Below are 23,394 nucleotides of genomic sequence, written 5' to 3' on the forward strand. Positions count from 1 at the left end.
AAATATAATTTGATTATTTTAAATTATTTGAAATATAATAAATCAAAATCACTTTTTTACCGTATAGCATATCAAACTATGAGACTTGTTATGAAAAATTTGTTTTTATTATTATCGGTTTTGATGTTAGCATCTTCCTGTGCGGTAATACGTCAAGGAGAGGTTGGAGTGAAAAGTAAATTCGGGAAATTAGCACCTGATATTTCGGATGCTGGTTTGGTTGGTTTTAATCCTTTTACTACTCGTGTGATCAAAGTTCCTATAAGAACTGTTAATCAAGAGGTCAAATTAAGTCTTCCAAGCAAGGAGGGACTGACCATAGATTCTGAAATTTCTATATTGTATAGTATCGAGAAAGATAAAGTCCCTTTCATATTGGAAGATGTAGGAGAAAATTATGAAAGGGTTTTGATTTTAAATGTTTTCAGATCTGCTTCGGCTGATATTACAGCCCAATACATGGCAAAAGATATGCATTCAGGAATGAGGTCAGAAATTGAAACTCAGATTCAAGATCGGATGCATGAATCTTTGAGGGAGAGGGGATTCATTGTAGAAAGGGTGCTAATGAAAAGTATTCGTTTACCTGATGAGTTGAGCCGAGCCATAGAGCGAAAGTTACAAGCCGAGCAGGAAGCACAGCAAATGGAATATATATTAGAAAGAGAAAGGAAGGAGGCGGAAAGGAGGAGAATCGAAGCGGAAGGAACTAGAGCTGCACAGAAAATTCTCGCTGAAGGACTTGTGCGAGAAATCATTGAATTGAGAAGCATTGAAGCGTTTAGAGAATTGGCCAATTCTCCCAATACAAAAATAATTATTACCGATGGCAAAACTCCTTACTTGATCAATTCTCAAGAAAAATAAAAAAAAAGAGGGTTCAACCCTCTTTTTTTATTTTAACCCCACAGGTAGTTTGACTTTTATTTGATCCCATGCCATTGAAACTTCAACTGCATTATCTGAATTCAATTCAACCTCATAGGTGAGTCTTTGAACAGGCGTTTCCAAGATCTCAGGTTTAACGGACACCCTTACGATATCCTCGGATTCTTCGTATTCATCGGCAAGGTGCATATCATAAACACGGTTTAAAATAAGTACCCACTCCTTACGTCCTGGGATTGTGAAAAATCCATACATTCCCGCAGGGACATTCACTTCATTGATCATAACATCTTCCGAAAAACTTATCGCAGTAGCCCAGTGAGAACCAGAAACCCAAACCTGATCATAGGAAACCAAACCATTCCAAATAACCCTTCCCCTTACACCTGGAGAACCATAGTTTATTCTTATTTCATTACCACCAATAATTGCTTTGGCTTCCCGCCTTGCACTTCCTTTGAAAGTATCTTCTAGCAGGTCTGCATTCACACTATCAGCATAGGTAACTTTCTCTAAAATATGCTCTTTTTCTAAATTACTCATTTCTTCGCCTTCGGGGAGATCACTTTTTGGTTCTTGTCCACATGCTAGCAAAATTGAACCAAGACCAATAACGAATATAGTTTGTAGAATTTTCATTTTATTGGTTTTAATCAAAATAAGAATTCGGTTGAAAAATTATAAATCTTTGAATTGATCCATCAATTCCTCTGAAATACCTGTGGTGGAATACCCACCATCATGGAAGAGGTTCTGCATGGTGACAAATCGGGTAAGATCGGAGAACATGGTAATGATGTAGTCCGCACATGCATCAGCAGGGGCATTACCCAACGGAGACATCTTGTCAGCAAAATTATAAAAAGCATCAAATCCATCTATTCCTGTCCCGGCTGTGGTTTTGGTGGGTGATTGTGAAATGGTATTAACACGAACTTTTTTCGATTTGCCAAAGCGGTAACCATATCCTCGGGCGATACTTTCAAGAAGTGCTTTGGCATCCGCCATATCTGTATAAAATGGATAAACCCTTTGTGCAGCAATATATGAAAGACCCATGATTGATCCCCATTCGTTCATGAGGTCCATTTTTTCTGCCATATGCATCATTTTATGGAATGAGATAGCCGATACATCATAAGATTTGTTGACCCAATCATAGTTCAGTTCTCCATATGACCTTCCTTTTCGGATATTTGGAGACATTCCAATTGAGTGCAATATAAAATCAAAATTCCCTCCTAAATATGCTTTTGATTCTGTGTAGAGTTTTTCTATGTCCTCTAAGGAAGTGGCATCTGCAGGTATGACAATAGTGTTACACTCTTCTGCAAGTTCCTTGATAGCGCCCATTCTCATTGCTATTGGAGCATTGGTCAAAACGAATCTTGCTCCTTGGTTATGGGCTTTCAAAGCGGTTTTCCAAGCGATGGAGTTTTCATCCAATGCACCTGTGATAATGCCTAATTTTCCTTTTAGTAAATTCTCTGCCATAATATCGATATTTAGGTTGGTTCTTTAATAGAGCGGTAAAAATAAGGAAAAAATTAGGATATGGGATTTTCTAAGTCGGATTTCGAAAGACTGTTTGGAGAAGTGCATGTCTGTAACTTAATTATGGACCGTTTTTTCCATTTTCCCAGCATCTGATAAACGCCCATTTCCCCAATTAATGTTTATTGTTTCTGAGAGTTTTGGACTATGATTAATGGTATTTTCAAATACTCAAAAGTTCTTTGGCACTTTCAAAAGCGGAAGGAGAAGGGTTCGAGCCAGCGATCATTTTAGCAATTTCAGTAACTCTTTCTTCTGGAGCCAGTAACTTTATTTTGCTGATAGTTTTGTCGCTTGTGTTGTCTTTAAATACATAATAATGTTGGTCTCCCTTTGCAGCTACTTGGGCCAAATGTGAAATGCAGATCACTTGGTGTTTTTTGGAAATTTCCTGCATCATTCGGACCATTTGTAATGCAACTTCACCCGATACCCCGGTGTCGATTTCATCAAAAATAAGCGTTGGAAGAGCCATTTTATCTGCCATAATATATTTAATGGCAAATATCAACCTTGAAAATTCTCCTCCAGAGGCCACCTGTCTCAAAGCTTGCGGTTGTACACCTTTGTTGGCTGTAAATAATATGTCTATCTGATCAATCCCATCCTTGGAGGCTGATACTGCCTGATGAGACATCATTATTTTTGCATTTTCCATTCCCAATTGCCTCAGCAACCTTTCCAGTTCCTTGCTGAAATCTTGAAATGAAGCTTTTCTTTTTTCACTCAAAGCTTTTGCTTTTGACATCATGTCAGTCTCAGCCTTGGCCTTTGCAACTTGTAAATTCTCTATTTCTTCATCAAGATTTTCCACCTTAAAAACCTTATCAGCCAATTCCTGCTCTAAGGTTATTAGGGCTTCGATGGAATCCAGTCCGTGTTTTTGCTGAAGGTGGTAGATTTTGCTTAACCGATTCCTGACGGTCTCCAATTTCTCAAAATCTACTTCTACCTTGCTGTCTTCATTCTCTAAACTGTCGGCAAGATCCTTGATCTCAATCAATAGACTTTGGAAACGTTCTCCGTAGGATTCAAATCTATGGGCATACCTTCTTAGTTGTTGAATGTTTTGATTGGCAAGGGAAAGTATGCGTAAAGCTCCAAATTGTTCGTCTTGCAGTTGGCCTAAAACCTCCTGGATTTTCGCTTTGATTTCTTCTGCATTTTCTAAAACATCCTGCTCGTTTTCCAACTCTTGCTGTTCTCCTTCAACAAGGTTCAGTAAGGAAAGTTCTTCTAATTGAAATTTGTTGAAATCAGCCTCCTTTTTTAGTGCTTTAGCAAGTTCTAATTGTTTTTCTAAAGTCTTTTCCGTCGCAATAAAGAGCTGATATGCTTTTTGGTATACCTCTTTTTCCTGATAACTTTGAGAGTAAGCATCAATTAAATGTAACTGATAAGCGCCATTTGCAAGCATCAAAGTATCGTGTTGGGAATGAATGTCCATAAGAGATTTTCCCAGTTCCTTAAGTGTCTCCAGTCTCACTGGGGTATCATTGATAAAAGCACGTGATTTTCCAGAAGGACTAATTTCTCTTCTAATGATACATTCCGGCTCAAAGTCCAAGTCTTCTTGTTTGAAAAAATCCTCAAGCCCATAGTTGCTGATACCGAAGTTTCCTTCAACCACACATTTTTTCTCAGGATCAGAAAGAGATTTAATGTCTGCACGATTTCCCAAAAGTAAACCTACTGCGCCAAGCATAATTGATTTCCCTGCACCTGTTTCTCCGGTAATCATACTCAGGGAGGTACTTGGGAACATCTCCAGCTTCTGGATCAATGCGTAATTGGAAATATTTAATGATTTAAGCATCTGCTTTTAAAAATTGCTTGACGGCAAATCTAAGAAAAACTGGTTAACCTTTTAGGATATCATTGTACCTTCTGGCATTGTTAGGATCTATTTTCATCAAATATCCTACCGCCTCCGTTCTGATTTCCAGGGGTGCTTTCTTTAGAATTTTGCTGATCTCATCTCCTTTGGCATCAATAAATGCAATGGTGAAAATACCATTCGGTTGCTGCGTATTCACTTCAGAAACCAATCGGATGGCTTCAGTAATATTCTTATAAGCTTCTTCAGGGTCGCTTAACAGAAGGTCTAGACCTTTTCTATGATAAAGATAAATCGCCTCTCTTACTGGGGCAAAAACAGAAGAAGTATAAATATCATTGATCAGCCAGTACCTATTCCGTCTGTCGTTCGGGTTGGGTTGCCATCCAGGTCTAGGAGATTGTTGTGCGTTGTTCACAATATTATTGGCTATTTCAAAAAATGCATCTCCTCCCCTTAATGAAAAACTATCATAATCAAAGCCCAAAGCAATATAGGCGTAGTATGCCAATAAAGAACTGATGTTATTGAGAAATGAAAAACGGTTGAATTCCAGTGGTTGGGATTGTAGAAACTCAAAAGACCAGTTCCTATCGATAAAGTTTAGAACCATACTTTCATAATTGGTTCCGTACACGGGCCTTACCGTCTGAATCTGTACTGTTGCATTGTAGAATCCAACTTGAGGCATGTCACTGATAGTAACCAACATATTCCCTTTGATTCTTTCAAAAGCTTGAAATTGATCAGTACTCCAAGTCCTACCATTGAGAAACTGCTCAAAATTTACCTTCATATCTTCAAAAACAGCAGTTTCCTGTGTTCTGGCCCGGTCACTATTAATAATCACCGTGAAATTCAGTTCCTGGGCAATTGCCAGTTCGCTTTGCATCACCAATAAGGCCAATATGAAACCAATTCTGATCATTTAATCATTCAATTACTTTTAAATAAACGAAAAAGTGAAATCTAAATTTTAACAGGTATCTTTTTAATGCCTTGTAAGATCATTTCAGCAATTTGTTGTTTTGGCAGGATTTCTGATTCTTCTGTATGCCCATCTTCAAAAAACAAACTTACTTTGTTGGTGTCTAATTGAAAACCTGCACCTTTTTGCCTCATAGAGTTAAGAATAATCAAGTCAAAATTTTTCTTTTCCAACTTATTTTTGGCATGGAACGCCTCATTTTCTGTCTCAAGGGCAAACCCTACATGTATTTGATGGGGCATTTTCGCTTTTCCTAAAGTTAATGCGATATCCACGTTTTTGACAAGATCAATAGCCATTCCTTCCCCTTCTTTTTTGATTTTTTCTGTTGCCACATTTTTAGGCGCATAATCGGCGACCGCTGCTGCGAACACACAGATGTCCATAGCCCTATGTACACGGGCAGATTCCTGGTACATCTCTTGGGCACTTTTGACAGGGTAAATCTTTATTTTTTTATTTTCTGGTTTTATGGCTCCTGAACCCAATACCAAGTGAACTTCAGCTCCTCTTCTAGCAAAGGAATCTGCGATGGCAGCTCCCATTTTTCCACTGGAGTGGTTACTTATAAATCTTACAGGATCAATGGCTTCTTGTGTTGGGCCAGAAGTGATCAATACTTTTTTTCCTAAAAAATCTTCAGCACTGACGAAATGCGCAACTACCTTTTCTAAAATATTTTCAGGCTCCATCAACCTTCCCTGCCCTGAGAGTCCGCTGGCTAATTCTCCACTTTCTGCATCCAAAATGATATTTCCAAAGGATGCTACAGTTCCCAAGTTTTTCCTTACTGATGGATGTTGGTACATATCCAAGTCCATTGCTGGAGCTATCATGACGGGACACCTTGCAGAAAGATAGGTGGCGGAAAGCAAGTTATCGCATGAACCATTCGCCAATTTGCTCAAAGTATTGGCACTTATTGGAGCAATTAAAAAGAGATCTGCCCATAGGCCAAGATCTACATGATTGGTCCAAGAGCCTGTCTTTGGGTCAAAAAATTCATGAAATACAGGCTTTTTTGACAATGTGGCCAAGGTCAAAGGTGTTATAAAGTCAAGAGCAGAAGTACTCATAATGATTTGTACTTCTGCTCCTTCTTTTACCAATAGTCTAGTAAGATGAGCAGCCTTGTAAGCCGCTATACTTCCAGTTATACCCAATAAAATTTTTTTCCCTTTTAAGAGCATTATTCTTCAGTAGTTTCCTCTGGGTGACGGAAATACAATTTCCCCTCCAAGAATTCTTCCATTGCCAATGTACTGGGTTTTGGCATCCTTTCATAAAACTTCGAAATCTCAATTTGCTCTTTATTTTCGAAAACCTCCTCAAGGTTATCAACTGTAGATGCAAATTCAGATAGTTTGTTGTTTAACTCCTCCTTCATAGAAGAAGAAATCTGCTTGGCCCTTTGACCGATAATGTGAATTGACTCATATACATTACCTGTTTTATCCGAAATTTTATCCAGGTCTCTGGTGATGATAGATGGATTGATTGCCATATTTTAGTTGTTTGAAATTTCTATTGAGTTTTCTGATGGATTCACTTCTGTTGAAGGGATAGCAGCATCCTCTTCTTCCAATTTGGCTTTGGCCAAGGATTCTTCGTACTCTTTTTTAACCTTTAAATGTGCGGTAAGTTCTTTTTCAGCCTTAACGATAAGTGGGTCAATCGCTCCGATATATTTGCTTTCAGGATACCTTCTTTTGAATTGGTCTGCAAAATTAAACACATCTTTTAACCTGTCTTCTTTTTTGTCAAAAACACTTCTGCTTCCGTATGACAATGAAACTTCGACAAGTTTATAAGCCAATTCTTCGTTATATTTACTATCCGGGAAGTCTTTAGAAAAGTTCTGGAAATTGATGATACATGCCCTGTAGAAGTCTCCTGGAAAAAGACCTTCTGTAAGCCGAAGGTATAACATGGACTCCTGATATGCCTTTTCTTCGAACCTTTTCTGAAGATCATCAATCATGCCCATGGCTCTTTCGTAAGAGTCAGACTGAGGAAATCTGTTAATAAATAATTGTATTGCGTTAACTGCATCTCTGCTACTTTTTTGATCCAGATTAAAATCAGGAGAATCCAAATACAGAGAATAAGCGTTCATGAACAAGGCTTCTTCAGCCAAAGGACTTCTGCTGTATGTTTGGTAAAAAGTATTGAAGTAGCCAGCAGATTCAATATATCTTTTTGTTCTAAAGTGACTATAAGCATAATTGAAATCTGCCATTTCGGCTTTTTCACTTCCTCTTATTACAGGGAGTATTTTATCGTACAAAATAATTGCCTTGTTAAACTCTCCTTGGTCGTAGTATTCATTGGCAGCTTCATAAAGTTCTTCCCAGTTGGTGCTTTTTTCAAGTTTGTAGAATTTCCCACAAGAAGAAAAAGCCAAAGTAAGAAATAGAGCCAATATGTAAATTTGTTTTACTTTCATAGAATTTTGGAGCCGCAAATATAAGGGATTTAATATTGTTATCAAATTAGGCCCAAAGGCTTAGGAAGGTTACTTCTTGACAACGAGTTTTTTCGTGACTATATTTTTATTATCCACAAACAAGGTGTAAAAATATACCCCTGGGTTTAGGTCCGCTACATTAATTACCAATGTACGCTGTAAAGGATCCAACTCGTATTCTGCTACCGGATTACCGATAAAGCTGTTGATAGAGATTTTCGCAGATGCGTTGGGGTTTTTGAATTCATAATCAATCTGTGCAATTCGGTTACTAGGGTTTGGATAAATACTTCCAAGAGAAATATCCTTGTGGTTAGTTTCATCATCAACAGGATTGAAAACCTCATAAACTGCTTCCACAAAAAAAACATCTCTTGCATTTTCTGTATTTGCAAAATGAAGATCAAAACTTCCTCTTAATTCACTTATTCCTAAATCAACCTCTAAGTAAAGGTCAGTGAATATTTCGTTGGGCTGAAGTGTAAGTTTTACTTTGCTCAGATCTTTTTTAAGATTGTAGCACTTTTCTTCAATACATATTTTAACGTTCTGAGAAGATCCAATATTGCCTCTCAAAAACTTCAAAGAATATACTTTTGCTTGATCTGATTCATTTTGGATAATGAGCGATTGTCTTTGAGAAGTCCCTATCTTACCGCTGAATTCAATATTCTCAGACAAAACACGTACCTGCGCTTCCCCAACGATGGGAAGCATAAAAAAGATACAGGTAATGAGTGCAAGAATATTTTTCATGTAAATCTTTTGTCGATAAGCCTGGAGTTTAGAATTCTCTGACGATATTATTGATACGTATAAATTTACCAAATTGATTTGAACTTTTTACCCATTATGGGTTAAAATTTGTTAAGCTCAATAAAATTTTTTTTATCAAAATTCGTTCCGAAAAATTAATCGGGCTTATCCTCTTCTAAAGGCTGTTTTTCCAATACAGTTTCTCCTTTTTGTTGCAATAGTTTTTGTATTTCTTCCTCCGATGGGAAAGGGATAATCACATCAGGTTGATCAAAAAGATTTTCAGGATTTCTTTCTCTTCTTACAGGTTTACGCCATGCAAAAATCTTATCCATACTTGGTTTTTCCTCTTCCCTCCAGATAAAGCCCTCCAAAAGTTTATCTTCTTCCTGGATCATGTGAGGCGGGTTAAATGCGCCTTCCGGTTTTACAAGCCAATTGATTCTTTTGATATTGCCCTCTTCAAAAAACATCATGATATTGGCGCAGAGCATTTTGTTCATCCCTCTTAGAACCGAATCTCCTACTACATCGAAGTATATTGATTCTCCATTTCCTTCCACATGAAAGCGGCTGATCTTCCCTTCAGTGAAATAGCCTGTCATTTTTCTGCCTTTAATCTGATTGAAATTTCCAAGGGTGTCTTTGGTAATATTGAATGCTTTTCTATTGAGGTAAACCCTATCAATTTCTTCATTGGCGATCAAAAAACTTACACTATCGGCAGTAATTTGACTTTTATCATTCCATAATACTGGATCTTTGTACATGTAAATACTGGAATCAGCATATATATAAGCCAGGGAATCTGATATTCCATGAAGATCTGATTTGATCATTTTCACATTATTGAAAGCCAATAAATGACGATCGTCAAACTGCTCACTATCCTGTGAAATCAAGCTATCGGCTATCATATATAAAGTATCCTTTTCAAAGTATTTTTGCACCAGGGCATTGCCATAAACCAGGCTGTACTTTCTATCCTCCCAATATTTGCCTTCTTCACCAAAAATCTCCACCTCTCTTTCTTTATTTAGCATGCTAACATTTAACCTGCCTTCATAATATTTGGCCAATTCGTCATAAAAAAGAATATCAGCATATATCTTATTGGTTTCGGTTTCTACTTCACCTTCAAAAAAACGAAACTGTTTTTTCTCGGTATCATAGAAACTTCCTTTTTGGGCATTGAGTTTATCGCCTTCTGCGGATACAATGTTGGTAAGTCCTACTGTTTCCGCTGTTTTTGGGACAGTCATATAGATCAGGAAGTTCGTCCTCATTGTGTAATCAGGATTGACCAAAATGACATTATCAGTAAAGGTAATTTTTTCAGATCTGGTATCGTACAGTGCATTAATACTGGTCAGTACATTTGTAGAATCAACTACTTTGCCGTCATTAAAATAATTTGCCAGGCCTGTTTCTCTGTTATAATTCAAAAAATCAGTATACAAGGTAGTTTCTTCATTTTTCAAAACCACATTATTTCTCAATTTGGCAATTTTGGTGAATCCATCATATTCCGCATAATTGCTTGTAGTGATGACTGGGTCTTCTGTATCCACTATTCTTACCCTTCCGTAAAGTTTTGCCATATTGGCTTCCCTGAAAAAATGGGCTGAATCACAATAGATCAATGAATTTTGGTGCTTCATTCGGACATTATTTATCAGCCGCTCAAATCCACTCGCACCCTGTAAAAGGTCCGCCTGCTGGATTTCCAGCATATTACTTTGTTGGGAAAAAGCATAACCACAAGCTAAAAGCAAGCAGTTAAGAAAGAAAAAGAGGGTCTTTTTTACCATTATGAATTTGAGTCAGCGACAAAATTAGCCAAAAATGATATTTTTGAATTATGGAAAGTGTTTTTATCGATCATATACGGTCAAAAAATCTTTTAGATCCAAAATCCAGGTATTTATTGGCACTCAGCGGGGGGGCAGATAGTGTTGCCCTTGGCTATTTGCTGGAAGCTGCTGGGATAAATTTTGAAATAGCGCATGTCAATTATAGTTTAAGGGGCGAGGAAAGTGATGAAGATGAAGCTTTTGTTAAGGATCTTGCAAAAAAATGGGGGGTGATTTTACATTTCAAGAAAATCGAGGAGCGAGCTTTTTCCTCAAAAGAAGGATCCACCCAAATGGTGGCAAGAGATATTAGGTATTCTTGGTTCGATGAAATATTGGCTTTGAGTGGGCTTCAGGGGGTTTTAGTGGCACATCATTTTGAAGATCAGATGGAAACCATTCTACTTAATCTACTCCGCGGTGCAGGGATAGAAGGAGTCTATGGAATGTCTGATCGCCGAGGTCCAATTATCAGGCCTTTACTCTCATTTTACAAAGAGGAACTGTTGCATTACTTGCAGGAGAACAATTATACATGGAGAGAGGATCGCACCAACAAGGAGAGTTATTACAGAAGGAATTTCTTAAGAAATGAGGTTTTTCCCCTAATAGAGCAAAAATTTCCAATGGCAATGCCGGTGATGGGAAAGAGTTTTAGAAGAATTAAAGATACAGGAAAAGCGTTTTTTTATTTATACCAGCAATGGAAAGAAAGGCATGTGCATTCGGAAGGGGACTATCAGTTTATAAGAATTAAAGATTTTATAAACTTACCCGGGAAGAGCTCATTTTTGTTCTATTGGCTGAGAGATTTTGGTTTTGGCACATCTGACATAGAGGATGTTCTTGTTTGTGCAGAGCATGCTGTGGTGGGGAAATTTTTTTATTCAGGAGAGTATGTTTTAAATGTAGATAGGGAGGAGCTGATTTTGGGTAAGTCTGCCTTTGATTGGAGACCTATTTCTATTGCTAAGGGGGATATCAGGGTTCAGATCAATACTTCGGTTTATGATATCATACGTGTTGACAAAAATTTTCCTTTAGATAGAAATGTGGAAAATGCAATGTTGGATTTGGACAAACTTTCCTTTCCACTTACCGTTAGAAAATGGGAACAGGGAGACAGAATGGTGCCATTGGGAATGAAATCCAGAAAGAAGATTTCCGATGTTTTGATTGACCTTAAATTGCCGCTTTTGGAAAAAAGAAAGGCAGCTGTTCTTTTGTCAGAAGGAGAGGTGGTCTGGTTAGTGGGCCATAGGATCGGTGAGAAGTACAAGTGTGATGTCAATACTGAAAATGTTTTATATTTGAAAAAGATTAAACCATGATCAATCCATTTTCCAGAACTTTTAGTGTCAATGAGTTGGAAACGTTTCAGTTCTTATCTCAGGTCAATCTTTTCGAAAAATTGAAAAATATGGAAATGGCCAGGTTTCTTCCGGCACTTCACTATCGAAAATACAGAAGAAATGAAATAGTTTTTTTCAGTGGAGATCCAAGTCAGGCTTTGTATGTGGTCAAGTCAGGCCGAATCCATCTTACAATAGATATCAAAGATAATTTCGAGATAATCAATGAGGTCAACAAAACGGAAGCATTTGGAGAGAATTCATTGTTGGAAAATGTCACAAGAATCTACACAGCTGTTGTATCATCTGAAGAGGCAGAATTACTGGTTGTCCCTCATTTTGCCATTCAGGAAGTATTTGACAGCAATCCCAAAATAAAGGCCAAGATGATGGCTTCTCTGGCGGCGTTCTATAATCAAAACAATAAAAGGCTTTTTAAATCTTACAAGAACTCATTTGGTTTTTTCAATCTTCAGGAAATGTTTGACAGAAACAAAGAGGAAACCAGGTAAAGGCAATAATTTCGTGTATATCAATTAGCAATTATATGCGCTGAATTGCCAAGTAATCAGCTGTATTATTTTACAAAATGTCCTTTCTTTAATAACTTAGCGCGTATTTTGAAATTAATGTATCAACTTAAATAAATCCATAATCATGACAAAAGTAACCGTAGTAGGTGCCGGCAATGTGGGAGCAACCTGTGCCGATGTTTTGGCTTACAGAGAAATTGCTGAACAGATCGTATTGGTAGATATCAAAGAGGGAGTAGCCGAAGGCAAAGCCTTGGATATTTGGCAAAAAGCACCTATCAATCAATACGACAGTAGGACAGTGGGAAGTACCAATGACTACAGCAAAACAGCGAATTCTGATGTGGTTGTAATAACTTCCGGTTTACCAAGAAAGCCAGGAATGACCAGAGATGACCTTATAGAAACCAATGCTGGAATCGTTAAATCTGTTACCGAAAATGTAATCAAGCATTCTCCAGATGCCATTATCATAGTTGTTTCCAATCCCTTGGATGTCATGACATATCAGGCCCATATCACTTCCAAGCTTCCCCGTACTAAAGTAATCGGTATGGCGGGTATTTTGGATACCGCCAGATACAGGGCGTTTATTGCAGAGGAATTAAATATTTCACCCAAAGAAATCCAGGCGATCCTTATGGGTGGTCATGGAGATACCATGGTTCCACTTCCTAGATATACCACGGTTGCGGGGATTCCTGTTACCGAATTGATAGCAAAAGACAAATTGGATGCAATTATAGAAAGAACGAAGTTTGGGGGAGGAGAACTGGTGAAGTTAATGGGTACTTCTGCTTGGTATGCCCCAGGATCAGCTTCTGCCCAAATGGTAGAAGCCATTCTGAAAAACCAAAAAAGGGTATTCCCCGTATGCATCAAACTGGATGGAGAATATGGGATAGATGATTGTTATTTGGGCGTACCAGTAGTCTTGGGAAGAAATGGCGTGGAGAAAGTTATCGAACTTGATCTCAATAAAGAAGAAAAAGAACTCCTGGAGGTATCCAGAGGACATGTAAAAGAAGTGATGGGAGTATTGGACAAGCTGTCTACAAAATAACCCTATTCCTTTAGAATATTGAAATCCCGGTTTTTAATCGGGATTTTTTTATTTATTTTGATAGCAAGATATTTCAATCAAAAAAACAGGTAAGTGAAAATCAAAAAGCTCATAATTGGATTCCTATTGACTGCGGGAATTCTTGCTGCAGTATTTTATGTTTATAAATTCGGATTACCGATTGTTTCCAAAAGAAATGCGCTGGAGCTCGTTTCTTCAGAAGCAATCCTGATTTTTGAGACTACTGAGCCCGTAATGGCCTGGAACCAGCTGGTTACCCAGCCCATCTGGGAGAGGCTTTCGGAATTACCGGTTTTATACCAGGCACAAAGTCAGATTATGGCCTTGGACAGCATTTTGGGGAAAAGTGGGCGATTGGAAAAAGCACTCAAAGGAAACCAGTTTGTAATTTCATTGCATCCTGTAGGTAGGGAAGAATTTGACTTTCTCCATACGATTGCTTTCCAAGATAGAGCAGTCCCTGAGCTTTTGGGTGAACTTGAAAATAACCTACCTCCTTTAACCAGAATTAATACCCGAAATTACAGTAATGTAGAGATCAAGGAACTACAGAGTCTAGACCTGGAAAGAAATCTTAGCTTTGCTCTAATAGGAAATATTTTCGTAGCCAGTTATAGCTCATTTTTGGTAGAAGAAGCCATTCGCTATGCGCAAAATACGAACTTGTCTGATTTCAAATCTTCAAACAGGCCCTTATTTGATGCGCTGCCTAAGTCAAGAGGCTTAGGTGTATTCAGGCTTTCATCCACAGGTTTAGGACGTTTGATCGCTGGAATTACGAGGGATAAAGATCTTAAAATGATTCAATCATTTGCCAACAGGGGTGTGTCAGCCAACCTTGAACTTAAATTTTTGGATGAAAAAATCTCTATGGATGGCAAGGCATTTTTTCCCGATGGGAAAAAATTCAGTTTCGCATCTTCAAGCGGAACTGATGCAAAGGTTTTTCAAAACCTGCTAAGCAACAGGGTTTCCGTTTTGCACCAATATACCCTCCAGGATCTCAAACAATTAAAAGTTTTTGAAGATGATACTTTTGAAATAACAAGTACGCTAAAAGGTGACCTTGAGAAAGAACTCATTGAAAATGGTTTTTTTGAAAAGTTATCAGGAGAATTAGCTTTCATTCTGTTTGAATTGATACCTAATGAGCCTCAAGATAAAATCCTTTTGGCCAAAACAAGTGACGTTGAAGCACAGATCAATATGTTAAAATCCTTTGCCTTGAACCATGGCCGTTCAGAAACAGGGGACCTTCCTTCAGATTTTTATCAACAGCAGGAAATATTTATGATTGCTGCTGATGAATTTCCAGCCCATCTTTTTGGCGGAAAATTCCAAGGTTTTTCAGATACATACTTTACAGCTATAGGGGATGTATTGGTAATGTCCAACAGCAGTAAGTCTATGAAATTATTCATTGATGACCTCAATAATGACAATACCTGGGGAAAATCGCTAAATCAAAAGAGGATGCTTGATATCATATCTCCTGATCATGGTTATCATTTTATGATCAATACGCCACGATTTTGGGCCGCAGTACTGGAAAAAAGTTCGCCTAATTGGCAGCCATTTTTTCAAAAATATGCACCTCAAATCAAATCCATGGACTTGATGAGTATCAAAGTCAAAGAATATGATAAGTCCAATCAACTTAATCTGGAATGGTCCTATAATTTGGCCCCCATAAAGGCTGTACAGGATGTGCTTTTAACAGAAAACAGATATGTGCAATTTCAAAATAGACTTAGTTACGGACCAGTAATGGTCCAGAACTTTGTGGATAGAAGTCAGGAGTTTGTATTGCAGGATATAGAAAATAACCTTTACCTTTTTACAGCAGAAGGGGAACAGGTTTTTGGGTACCCATTGGATGGGCCTATAATATCAGATATTTTCCAAGTGGATTTTTATAAAAACGGGAAGCTTCAGCTGCTCTTTGCTACAGGAAATCAGATTTACATCATTGACCGTTTGGGTAATTTGCTGCCTAATTATCCTTTGGCATTGGAGGGAGAAACAATCACCCATTTGAATCTGGTTGATTACAGCAATACGAGAGATTACAGGTTTTTCTTAGGGACTACCACCGGAAAACTGATTTTACTGGATAAGAATGGTACTGCTCTTGAAGGATGGAACCCTAACCAAATCAGAGGGCCTTTGGCAGTAAAGCCAGCCCATCATAGGATTGCCGGTGTAGGAGACAGAATGGTGGCATTATCTGCCAATGGAGAACTTTATTTTTTCAACAGAAGGGGAGAGGTCGAACCTGGAAGCCCAATCAGGTTAGGAGATGGACTTTCTACGGAATATATTCTCTTGGAAAGAGGGAGTGCTAGAGATAGTAGGCTTGTGACTATCACCAAAGAGGGAGAGGTAGTTCAGGTTAATTTGAGAGGAGAACTGGCATATCGAAATCAATTGCTGCGTCCAGATAGAGAAAGTAGGTTTCACTTGATTAAAGACCAAAAAGAAGACCGGTACTTGTTTGTTGTCTATGAATACAATAAAGTTACAGTTCTGAGTAACGAATTTAAACCATTGTTCACGGTGGACATTTTTTCCCAGGAATTAAAGTTTCAGTTTTTTTCTTTTGGTACAGACAAAAATATTTTTGTTATAACTGATAAAAATCAAGAGTTTATCTATCTGTATAACTTAGAAGGAGTGCTTCTTAACACCTTACCTATCAGTGGGGACAGTAATGTTATCATCCGATATTCAGGAAGTCAAAATGATTATACCATTTTCACAGCATCAGGCAATAGGTTTTCTGAATATAGATTGCCTTTATAAATTAAACTCATCCCTAAGAAATTACTCTTAGGGATGTTTTTTTGTTTTTGTTTCTCTCCTTACCATTCCCTTCTTACTTTTGCAGGGGATTTAAAAAGAAAGACATGTCTGATTTCAGCTTTAAACATATTTCGCTTATTCTTTTTTTATGCTTGAGTCAGTTTATCCAAGCCCAAGTGATATTGGATGATCAAATGATTCCTTTAGAGGAATCAGATTACCATAATCTTCAGACACCTTACCATACAACCCTGACTTTTTTTTATAATCTAAGGGAGGATAATTATGACCCCAAAGTAGCTTCCGAAGCACTTTTTTTGGATGATGAGGCGTCAAAAAATGCTGAAAGATTAGCCATCAAGCTCAAACAAATTTTTGATGGTAACGGGGTTTATGTAAAAATTTCAGAGGTCCCCAATGACCCAAATTGGATAGATTCTCTGTATACTACACAGTCGAGGTACTTTTTTGATACAAGAAGGCTACCACTAGTGTATCTGGAGAAAATTAATGGAGAATGGAAATTCAGTGCTTTCACGGTTTCGCAGATTGATGAAATGCACAAGGAAACTTATCCATATGGAACAGATAGATTGTTGAATATTCTTCCAAAAATGGGGAATGAAGTTTATTTGGGTTTACACTTTTGGCAGTTGGCGGGTCTTTTTCTCCTTATCTTAAGTCTCTTTGTTGCCCATAAGCTCATGACTTTTTTATTGGACAGGGGATTTATGTATGTGGTTTCAAAAATGGGCTATGGTTATGTGGGAGAAAAATACCTTTTACCCGTTGCCAGGGTTACAAGTATTTATTTGATCATTGTTATTTCATCACTTTTTATCCGGCTGCTACAATTACCGATTGAGGTAGTATCCATGGTACTTAAGTTATTGAATGCGGCCAAGCCCTTGGTAATTACCATTGTATTTTACAAAATCGTAGATATTGTAGCTCTCTATTTTTCTAAACTGGCAGAAAAGACAGAGTCCACCCTCGATGATCAATTGGTTCCATTGATGCGGAAAACACTAAAAGCGTTTGTGGTCATTGTGGGTACTTTGTTTGTTCTCAAAGAAGGTCTAGAGATAGATATCGTTCCTTTCCTTACGGGTTTGTCTATTGGAGGTTTGGCTTTTGCATTGGCTGCACAGGATACGATCAAAAACTTTTTCGGCTCAATCATGATATTCATTGATAAACCTTTTCAGGTAGGGGATTGGATAACTTCAGGGGATGTGGACGGCACAGTCGAAGAAGTTGGATTCCGATCTACACGGGTCCGGACCTTTCGAAATTCCCTCATGTATATACCAAATGGAAAAATTGCAGATGCTACTATTGACAACCACGGTCTGCGTCAATACAGGAGATTTTTCACGACTTTGACAATTACCTACGATACGCCCCCTGAATTGATAGAGGCTTTTGTTGAAGGATTGAAGAAAATTGTGGATCATCATCCGGATACCAGAAAAGATTACTACAATGTTTATTTTAATAATCTATCTGCATACAGTCAGGACATCATGTTTTATATCTTTTTTGAAGTGCCCACTTGGCCTCAAGAATTGCGGTGCAGGCATGAAATACTCGTTCAGATTATCAAATTGGCCAACTCTCTTGGGGTAAGGTTTGCATTCCCTACCCAAACGCTCCATATGGAAAACTTTCCAGAGAAGAAAACCTTGGTTCCTGGCTATGCCGCAGAAGCCTCTGCCTACACAGCTAAATTACAGGATTTTGTAGCGAAAGAACTCGTTCGAAGAGACAATTAATCCATTACCTGAAGTAAAGCTACCTTAAAATTTAAATTCCCATCTTTGTCAGGATATGAAATTATGATTTCAAAATCTCCGGAGATACTGGAAGCTTTAATAGAAAATGCGTTTTTCAGTTGTTCTGTTGACCAAAATAGGCTGCTTCTAAAGTCTGGGTAATTGGCTTCATCAAGGTGGGGATTAAAATGAGGTGTTTTCAGTTTCCATTTCGGCATCAATTCCCAGTAATTCAGATATAGTGAATTGATCGGTAATTCAATTTTTCCAAAGTCGTTATCGAAAGAAGTCAAACTCAATACACCAGAAAATTTATCTTGATTGAAGGAAAATTCTCTGTTCAGGACTTCCAGCTTTTGGATACCTTTTGGGTCAAAATTAGCCAACTTCTCAGTGTCAAAGACTGGCATTGCATCAATCAAAATCAGCGGGTTGTCCTGGAAAAGTGCATTTAATGGTGCATTGATTAATTTAAATATGGTGGTTCGGGATTGTTTTCTGACCAATACTTCAGGAACGTATTCTCTCAAGGTGGTTTCAAGATTTTCAAAACGGGTAAAGTCATCCAAATAATAAGTTCTGTCAGCTACAAAACCCGTAACGATTGGAGAAGCAAAGAATGATTCTGAAGGATAAAAATGAGGGATAAGTTGTGCTGAAAGTAATATTTTCTCCAAAAATTCCCTATCCTTTTCATTCAATTCTAAAGGAGGGAAATTAAAATCTTCTTCAAATAGAAATGGCAAAAATGGCGATTGGGGTTCAAAATTGAGTTGTTTTTCGTGTTGGTATGACTGCGCAATCAAGAAATCGTATGCTTTTAATGGCCCTAAGTCAAAAAAAAGATTGCCTCCTTTATCCGGTTTTGCAGCGTGAAGTACGGATTGTTTTCCATGCGCAGATAAGAAAAATGTTTCTGCGGTATCAATTTGAGCAGCAAGATTTTTGCCATGTACTATATGCCCGAATAGTTCTGGGATAATTTTCGGGTTTTTAAGAGGTTGGTATATTTCCTGGCCTATGCTTCCTTGAAGGTCAGGATTCAAGAAAGGGTTTTTGATTGAAACCGAGATATTGAAGGTGTCTTGGATAAAATCAAGTTGTATTGGGATTTCAGATTGTTTGTTTACCCGGCTTTTTTGATTCATAAAAACCCCGGGATTCTCAAATGTGTAATTTTTGAGGCTTGGGAAATTCTGAATTCTGCTAGGCCCTTTTTTGGGATTGATTATTGTGATAAACTTGTTGAATACCCCTTTCCCATTCTGGCTAAAGATGGGGCTTGTTCTGGTGTAAAAACGAAGTAAATAATTGTCAGACTGAAGGGAGGAAGGTATTTTAATCGTTCCTTCAGCTTTTCCCTGTTCAAGTGGTATGATGGATTGGAAAACAGGAAGGTTTTTTCTATCAACCAATTCCACATAAGCCATTTTAGAGTGCCCTGGACTTCGATAACTATTGACTTGTAAGTAAAACCATATCTCATCACCAACTGCAGTAATATTTTTAGAAATATGGGCACAAACCTCCTCTTCAGCAATATTTTGACCGAAAGAACTAAAGTGGATAAAGAAAAAGAACAATATAATTTTCAACCGCATGATCAATCCTCCCAAAATTCAGGTCTGACATTACTTCCTCTTAACCTGCAATCCGTACATGCTTGTTCTGCTGCCCTATACCCTAATAATGCCCCCATTTGATTAAAAATGTCTCTGGCAGGAATAAGATTACCCGAGGCAAATGTTGAAGTTATAGTCGCTGGATTAGGTGGAATAGTATCGTTAAAAATATTACAAAATTCATATTCCTGAATAAACACAGGCCATGGGAATACATCGTTCAGGTCAATATATATTTCTTTAGTACTGGTCTTACCCATACTGATGTGTCCAATGGCGGGAGGCATCCCTTCAGAAAGGGCTTGAATATTTCCAGTAATCAGTGAGGGAAGGGGGCTAAAAATACCGCCGATATCTTCTGAATTCCTTCTCAAAATATCCCAAAAATCAAATGCAGCCTGGTCTAAAGCCATTTGTTTGACCTGAATACGATAACGTTGGGTCAATTTTTCAGAAAAGTTGGGAATGCGTACCAATTCCCTTTGAAGTATGGTGTTATCCTCAAACCTGGCAGCATTTTGAAGGACAATGAAGGGATTGATATTTTTTTGCCAGCACCTGTCTATGCGCTCCTCTTCTGTCCTTCTTCTAATAGATCCATTATCATATATTAAATTGGAAATTACGCCCGGGCGAAACACCCAATTCTCCTCAAAAGTCCACAGGAAATACTGGGAAGTTTCTGTACCCTTGGTGCTGATAAAGATTTCTACACCTTCTTCATCTCTGATATAATCCAGTACATCGATTTCAGGGGAAATAACAGGTTTCATAGCCTCAGAGATATAAGTTTCCCCATTTGGTAATTGGATATGCAGGTAATATTCGCTGTTTTCAGGGAAGTTTCCTTCTAATGAATAAAGCCCATCCCCTTTCTCCTCAAATTCCCACCTATTATTCCCAGCATCACTTAAGGCTACAAAGGCAGATAAAACAAGATTACCCGTATTTTCACTTTGAATAGGGCTGGTTTTGCTGAGTTTGATAATCGATTCCCCCTCTAATTCGACATATCCCTCTACCACCAAAATCTCTGTTGGCATATCCCCCAGCTCAGGTTCAAAAGGATCCTTACATGAGATAAGCAGCATGCTTAAGATCAGCGAATAGATATAGGCTTGTCGGTTTGGCATTATATTTTAAAATTATACGTAATAAAAGGGATAGGTTGAGCAAAAATAGAAAGCTGATAGCCTTCTAAAACCCCATTAACAGGAGTGAAAAAGACTGAGTATGGATTTCTTCTTCCCAAAAGGTTGTACACCCCTAAAGACCAAGAGGAATGGGCAAGTTTTCTGACTTTATGGTTTCCTTCTATATTGACCGAGAGATCAATTCTGAAATAATCCGGGATCCTGTAGGCATTTCGGTCGGAGAAAAATACCCTTTCCGAACCTCCGTAATTGAATTTAGCTACCGGTAATGTAATGGGTCTGCCTGTGCTGTAGTTGGCGTTTAAGGAGGTGCTGAATCTTTTACTCCATTCATAATTACCTACAAGCACAGCATTGTGGGGCTGGTCAAAATTATTGGGATACCAGTCTCCGCCATTGATTTTTTCAGCAAGTTCATCTTTGGCGGTTCTCAATAAAGACCTCGAGTAAGTGTAACTCAGCCAACCGTTCAATTTACCCACATTTTTCCTTAGTAAAATTTCTGCTCCGTAGGTTCTTCCTTCTGACCTGACCAATGCTTGTTCCACCGTACTATTTAAAATAAGTGTACTCCCTGATCGAAAATCCAAAAGATTACTAAGTGATCTATGATAGGTTTCAATGGAGAGTTCGTATTTGTTCACTTTAAGGTTTCTATAATATCCCAATGAAATCTGATCTCCCCATTGAGGCCTGATATTGTTATCACTGAGTTTCCAAATGTCTGTAGGAGCTATGGCGGCATTATTTGTGATTAAGTGGATGAATTGTCTGCCTGTATTGTATCCAGCTTTAATGGAAGAGATATTGTTGAGAATATAGCGTCCTGAAATACGAAATTCGGGCCCATGGTGATTTTGGATAACTTCTCCCGGACCAAAAGACTGTTCCCTGACCAGGTTGGGAGCAGCGATTGGTTGTCCTGAAGCATAAGTCCTGCTATTGTTTGGACCTAAGAATTGATATAGCACATATCTGCCTCCATAACTGACACTCAGTTGATCATTGATTTCAAAATTATCGCCAATATAAATAGAGGTTTCCCTTGCCTGTTCCTGATTGACTTTTTCGGGCACTACGATGGATTCCAATCCTGAAGGCCTGATAAATCCAGGCTGAAGCTGATAGCTGATAGTATGAACACCAAAATTAAGACTATGCCTGAAATCTAATTCGTATTTAAAGTTTGCTTTAATAAAATCCTGCTGGATATTGAATCCAAAATCATAGGCATTGGCAGCATTATCCCTTCCTTCAATTCCGAAACTATATTGATCACGGCCCAAAACCAGTTCTGCTTCGAATTTTTCATTGAAATAATGCGTCCAGCCTAGATTGAAATTAAGGTTTTCATACCGGAAAGTGGTATCCCTATCGAATCTGAAATTATCGTTGCTTGTATAAGTATTGAAGCGGATAATATTTTTATTATTCAGTTGATGGGAAAGGTTTAAGTTGAGGTCATAAAAAGCAGCCCTGCCATTTTGAAAATCTGTATTTTCCTCCAATAAATTCAATAGCCAATCTGAATAGGTAGATCTGCCTGCTACCAGAAATGTTGTTTTTTCTCCAATTGGACCTTCTACAGTTAGTCTACCAGTCAAAAGTCCGATACCACCTGAAACCTTTACTTTTTCACTGTTCCCATATTTGGCATTGACATCTAATACTGAGGAAAGCCTCCCACCATATTGTACAGGAATTCCCGCCTTATAGAGTTCTACTGATTCGACCACATCTGGGTTAAATGCTGAAAATAGCCCGAAAAGATGGGACGGATTATAAATTGTGGCATGATTGAAAAGAATCAGGTTTTGATCAGCTGCCCCTCCCCGCACATTGAACCCAACAGAGGCTTCTCCTACAGTCTGCACACCTGGTAAAGTTAAAATTGAACGGATTACATCCACCTCTCCCAAAATGGCTGGGATTCTCCGCATATCTGCTATGTCCAGTTTTTGTACCCCCATTTCAGGCCTCGCTATATTTGTCATACGGTCTGAACTGACAGTAACCTCCGATAATGAGATGATATTTTCCTCTATGGCGACATCCAGGATACCGTCGCCCAAAATACTTATTTGCCTTTGCTCGACAAATCCTCCCAGATTTTGAATAAAAAGAGTGTGCCTTCCTACAGGAAGTCGGATATCAAAAAAGCCTTCCTCATTGGTAATGGCCCTTCTGTATTCAGCCTTTTCAAAAACAACAGCCCCATAAACAGGGTCTCCAGTTTCCAGTCCGGTAATTTTACCTTTAAGGGAGGCTTCCTTTTGTGGGCCAGGATCACCAATCACATATAGTTTATTTCTTGAATAGGCCCTTTCAATATCATTTTGGCGTTGGAGACTGTCATTCTCGCCTACTTTATCATTAGTGTTGAAAAAATATTCGGGAAGTCTTAGATCCAGTGCATTGTATTTGGTAATGAAAATCTGCTTTTGTCCATCGATGCTGTAGCGATACTCTGTTTGATCAAAAACAGCGTTCAATATCTGTTGTATAGAATTATCTTTTGCACTGATATTGACTTGAAAATTTTCCAATTCCGCTTTAGAAAAAAAGAACCTATAGGAACTCATGGATTCTATTTGCTGCGCAAACCGGACAAAAGAAATTCCTGGGAAAAGGCCGGATATGCTTTCGGTATCTTGGGCCTTTGATTCCTGAAAATTGGAAATAAGAAGAACAATAATGATAAGCAGGTGTATGGGCTTCATGATCTTCAT

The 23,394-nt window shown here is 38.1% G+C and carries 18 protein-coding genes; 6 read left to right on the forward strand and 12 right to left on the reverse strand.

The window, feature by feature from the left end:
• Positions 1 to 90 precede the first annotated feature (90 nt).
• Positions 91 to 867, forward strand: a complete 777-nt coding sequence (locus QZT73_RS06485; RefSeq protein WP_291785277.1) for a prohibitin family protein — start codon at positions 91 to 93, stop codon at positions 865 to 867.
• 27 nt (positions 868 to 894) lie between these two features.
• Here QZT73_RS06485 and QZT73_RS06490 read toward each other — a convergent pair whose 3' ends face one another.
• The 9 genes from QZT73_RS06490 to QZT73_RS06530 form a co-directional block, all read right to left on the reverse strand.
• Positions 895 to 1,527: a DUF2911 domain-containing protein gene (locus QZT73_RS06490; RefSeq protein WP_291787273.1), complete on the reverse strand. Its 633-nt coding sequence runs from the start codon at positions 1,525 to 1,527 to the stop codon at positions 895 to 897.
• A 39-nt stretch (positions 1,528 to 1,566) separates the two neighbouring features.
• The gene (locus QZT73_RS06495; protein ID WP_291785272.1) at positions 1,567 to 2,382 is read right to left on the reverse strand and encodes an SDR family oxidoreductase; all 816 of its coding nucleotides are present in this window, start codon (positions 2,380 to 2,382) and stop codon (positions 1,567 to 1,569) included.
• Positions 2,383 to 2,605: 223 nt separating this feature from the next.
• Positions 2,606 to 4,258, reverse strand: coding sequence for a DNA repair protein RecN (recN, locus tag QZT73_RS06500; protein WP_291787275.1), 1,653 nt, complete (start codon positions 4,256 to 4,258; stop codon positions 2,606 to 2,608).
• A 43-nt stretch (positions 4,259 to 4,301) separates the two neighbouring features.
• Entirely contained in the window at positions 4,302 to 5,207 is a 906-nt protein-coding gene (locus QZT73_RS06505) for a DUF4835 family protein (protein WP_291787279.1), read from the reverse strand.
• A gap of 41 nt (positions 5,208 to 5,248) precedes the next feature.
• The gene (gene coaBC, locus QZT73_RS06510; protein ID WP_291787281.1) at positions 5,249 to 6,457 is read right to left on the reverse strand and encodes a bifunctional phosphopantothenoylcysteine decarboxylase/phosphopantothenate--cysteine ligase CoaBC; all 1,209 of its coding nucleotides are present in this window, start codon (positions 6,455 to 6,457) and stop codon (positions 5,249 to 5,251) included.
• On the reverse strand, positions 6,457 to 6,771 hold the full coding sequence (locus QZT73_RS06515) for a DNA-directed RNA polymerase subunit omega (RefSeq protein ID WP_291787284.1): 315 nt from the start codon (positions 6,769 to 6,771) through the stop codon (positions 6,457 to 6,459). Before QZT73_RS06515 ends, coaBC begins: the two co-directional genes overlap by 1 nt.
• A gap of 3 nt (positions 6,772 to 6,774) precedes the next feature.
• Positions 6,775 to 7,713 (reverse strand): outer membrane protein assembly factor BamD, encoded by a 939-nt coding sequence (gene bamD, locus QZT73_RS06520; RefSeq protein ID WP_291781954.1) that lies wholly within the window; start codon positions 7,711 to 7,713, stop codon positions 6,775 to 6,777.
• A 69-nt stretch (positions 7,714 to 7,782) separates the two neighbouring features.
• Positions 7,783 to 8,490, reverse strand: coding sequence for a T9SS type A sorting domain-containing protein (locus QZT73_RS06525; RefSeq protein WP_291781957.1), 708 nt, complete (start codon positions 8,488 to 8,490; stop codon positions 7,783 to 7,785).
• 155 nt (positions 8,491 to 8,645) lie between these two features.
• Positions 8,646 to 10,301: an OstA-like protein gene (locus QZT73_RS06530; RefSeq protein ID WP_291781960.1), complete on the reverse strand. Its 1,656-nt coding sequence runs from the start codon at positions 10,299 to 10,301 to the stop codon at positions 8,646 to 8,648.
• 50 nt (positions 10,302 to 10,351) lie between these two features.
• Between QZT73_RS06530 and tilS the strand changes: the two genes are divergently transcribed.
• The 5 genes from tilS to QZT73_RS06555 all read left to right on the forward strand — a co-directional run bounded on the left by tilS (position 10,352) and on the right by QZT73_RS06555 (position 17,889).
• Positions 10,352 to 11,674 (forward strand): tRNA lysidine(34) synthetase TilS, encoded by a 1,323-nt coding sequence (gene tilS / locus QZT73_RS06535; RefSeq protein ID WP_291787287.1) that lies wholly within the window; start codon positions 10,352 to 10,354, stop codon positions 11,672 to 11,674.
• Positions 11,671 to 12,207, forward strand: coding sequence for a cyclic nucleotide-binding domain-containing protein (locus QZT73_RS06540; protein WP_291781967.1), 537 nt, complete (start codon positions 11,671 to 11,673; stop codon positions 12,205 to 12,207). Before tilS ends, QZT73_RS06540 begins: the two co-directional genes overlap by 4 nt.
• 145 nt (positions 12,208 to 12,352) lie before the next feature.
• Positions 12,353 to 13,291: a malate dehydrogenase gene (gene mdh / locus QZT73_RS06545; RefSeq protein WP_291781971.1), complete on the forward strand. Its 939-nt coding sequence runs from the start codon at positions 12,353 to 12,355 to the stop codon at positions 13,289 to 13,291.
• Positions 13,292 to 13,384: 93 nt separating this feature from the next.
• Positions 13,385 to 16,114 (forward strand): hypothetical protein, encoded by a 2,730-nt coding sequence (locus QZT73_RS06550; RefSeq protein WP_291787290.1) that lies wholly within the window; start codon positions 13,385 to 13,387, stop codon positions 16,112 to 16,114.
• Positions 16,115 to 16,218: 104 nt separating this feature from the next.
• Positions 16,219 to 17,889: a mechanosensitive ion channel family protein gene (locus QZT73_RS06555; protein ID WP_291781976.1), complete on the forward strand. Its 1,671-nt coding sequence runs from the start codon at positions 16,219 to 16,221 to the stop codon at positions 17,887 to 17,889.
• Here QZT73_RS06555 and QZT73_RS06560 read toward each other — a convergent pair.
• Genes QZT73_RS06560 through QZT73_RS06570 form a run of 3 tightly spaced genes read right to left on the reverse strand, consistent with a single transcriptional unit; the run spans position 17,886 to position 23,394 of the window.
• Positions 17,886 to 19,490, reverse strand: coding sequence for a hypothetical protein (locus QZT73_RS06560; RefSeq protein WP_291787292.1), 1,605 nt, complete (start codon positions 19,488 to 19,490; stop codon positions 17,886 to 17,888). The two genes, QZT73_RS06555 and QZT73_RS06560, sit on opposite strands and share 4 nt — an antisense overlap.
• 2 nt (positions 19,491 to 19,492) lie before the next feature.
• Entirely contained in the window at positions 19,493 to 20,644 is a 1,152-nt protein-coding gene (locus tag QZT73_RS06565; protein ID WP_291781650.1) for a DUF4249 domain-containing protein, read from the reverse strand.
• The gene (locus QZT73_RS06570; RefSeq protein ID WP_291787295.1) at positions 20,644 to 23,394 is read right to left on the reverse strand and encodes a TonB-dependent receptor; all 2,751 of its coding nucleotides are present in this window, start codon (positions 23,392 to 23,394) and stop codon (positions 20,644 to 20,646) included. The genes QZT73_RS06565 and QZT73_RS06570 overlap by 1 nt, the downstream gene beginning before the upstream one ends.

This window comes from Cecembia sp., from assembly GCF_007126775.1.
Classification (GTDB): Bacteria; Bacteroidota; Bacteroidia; order Cytophagales; family Cyclobacteriaceae; genus Cecembia.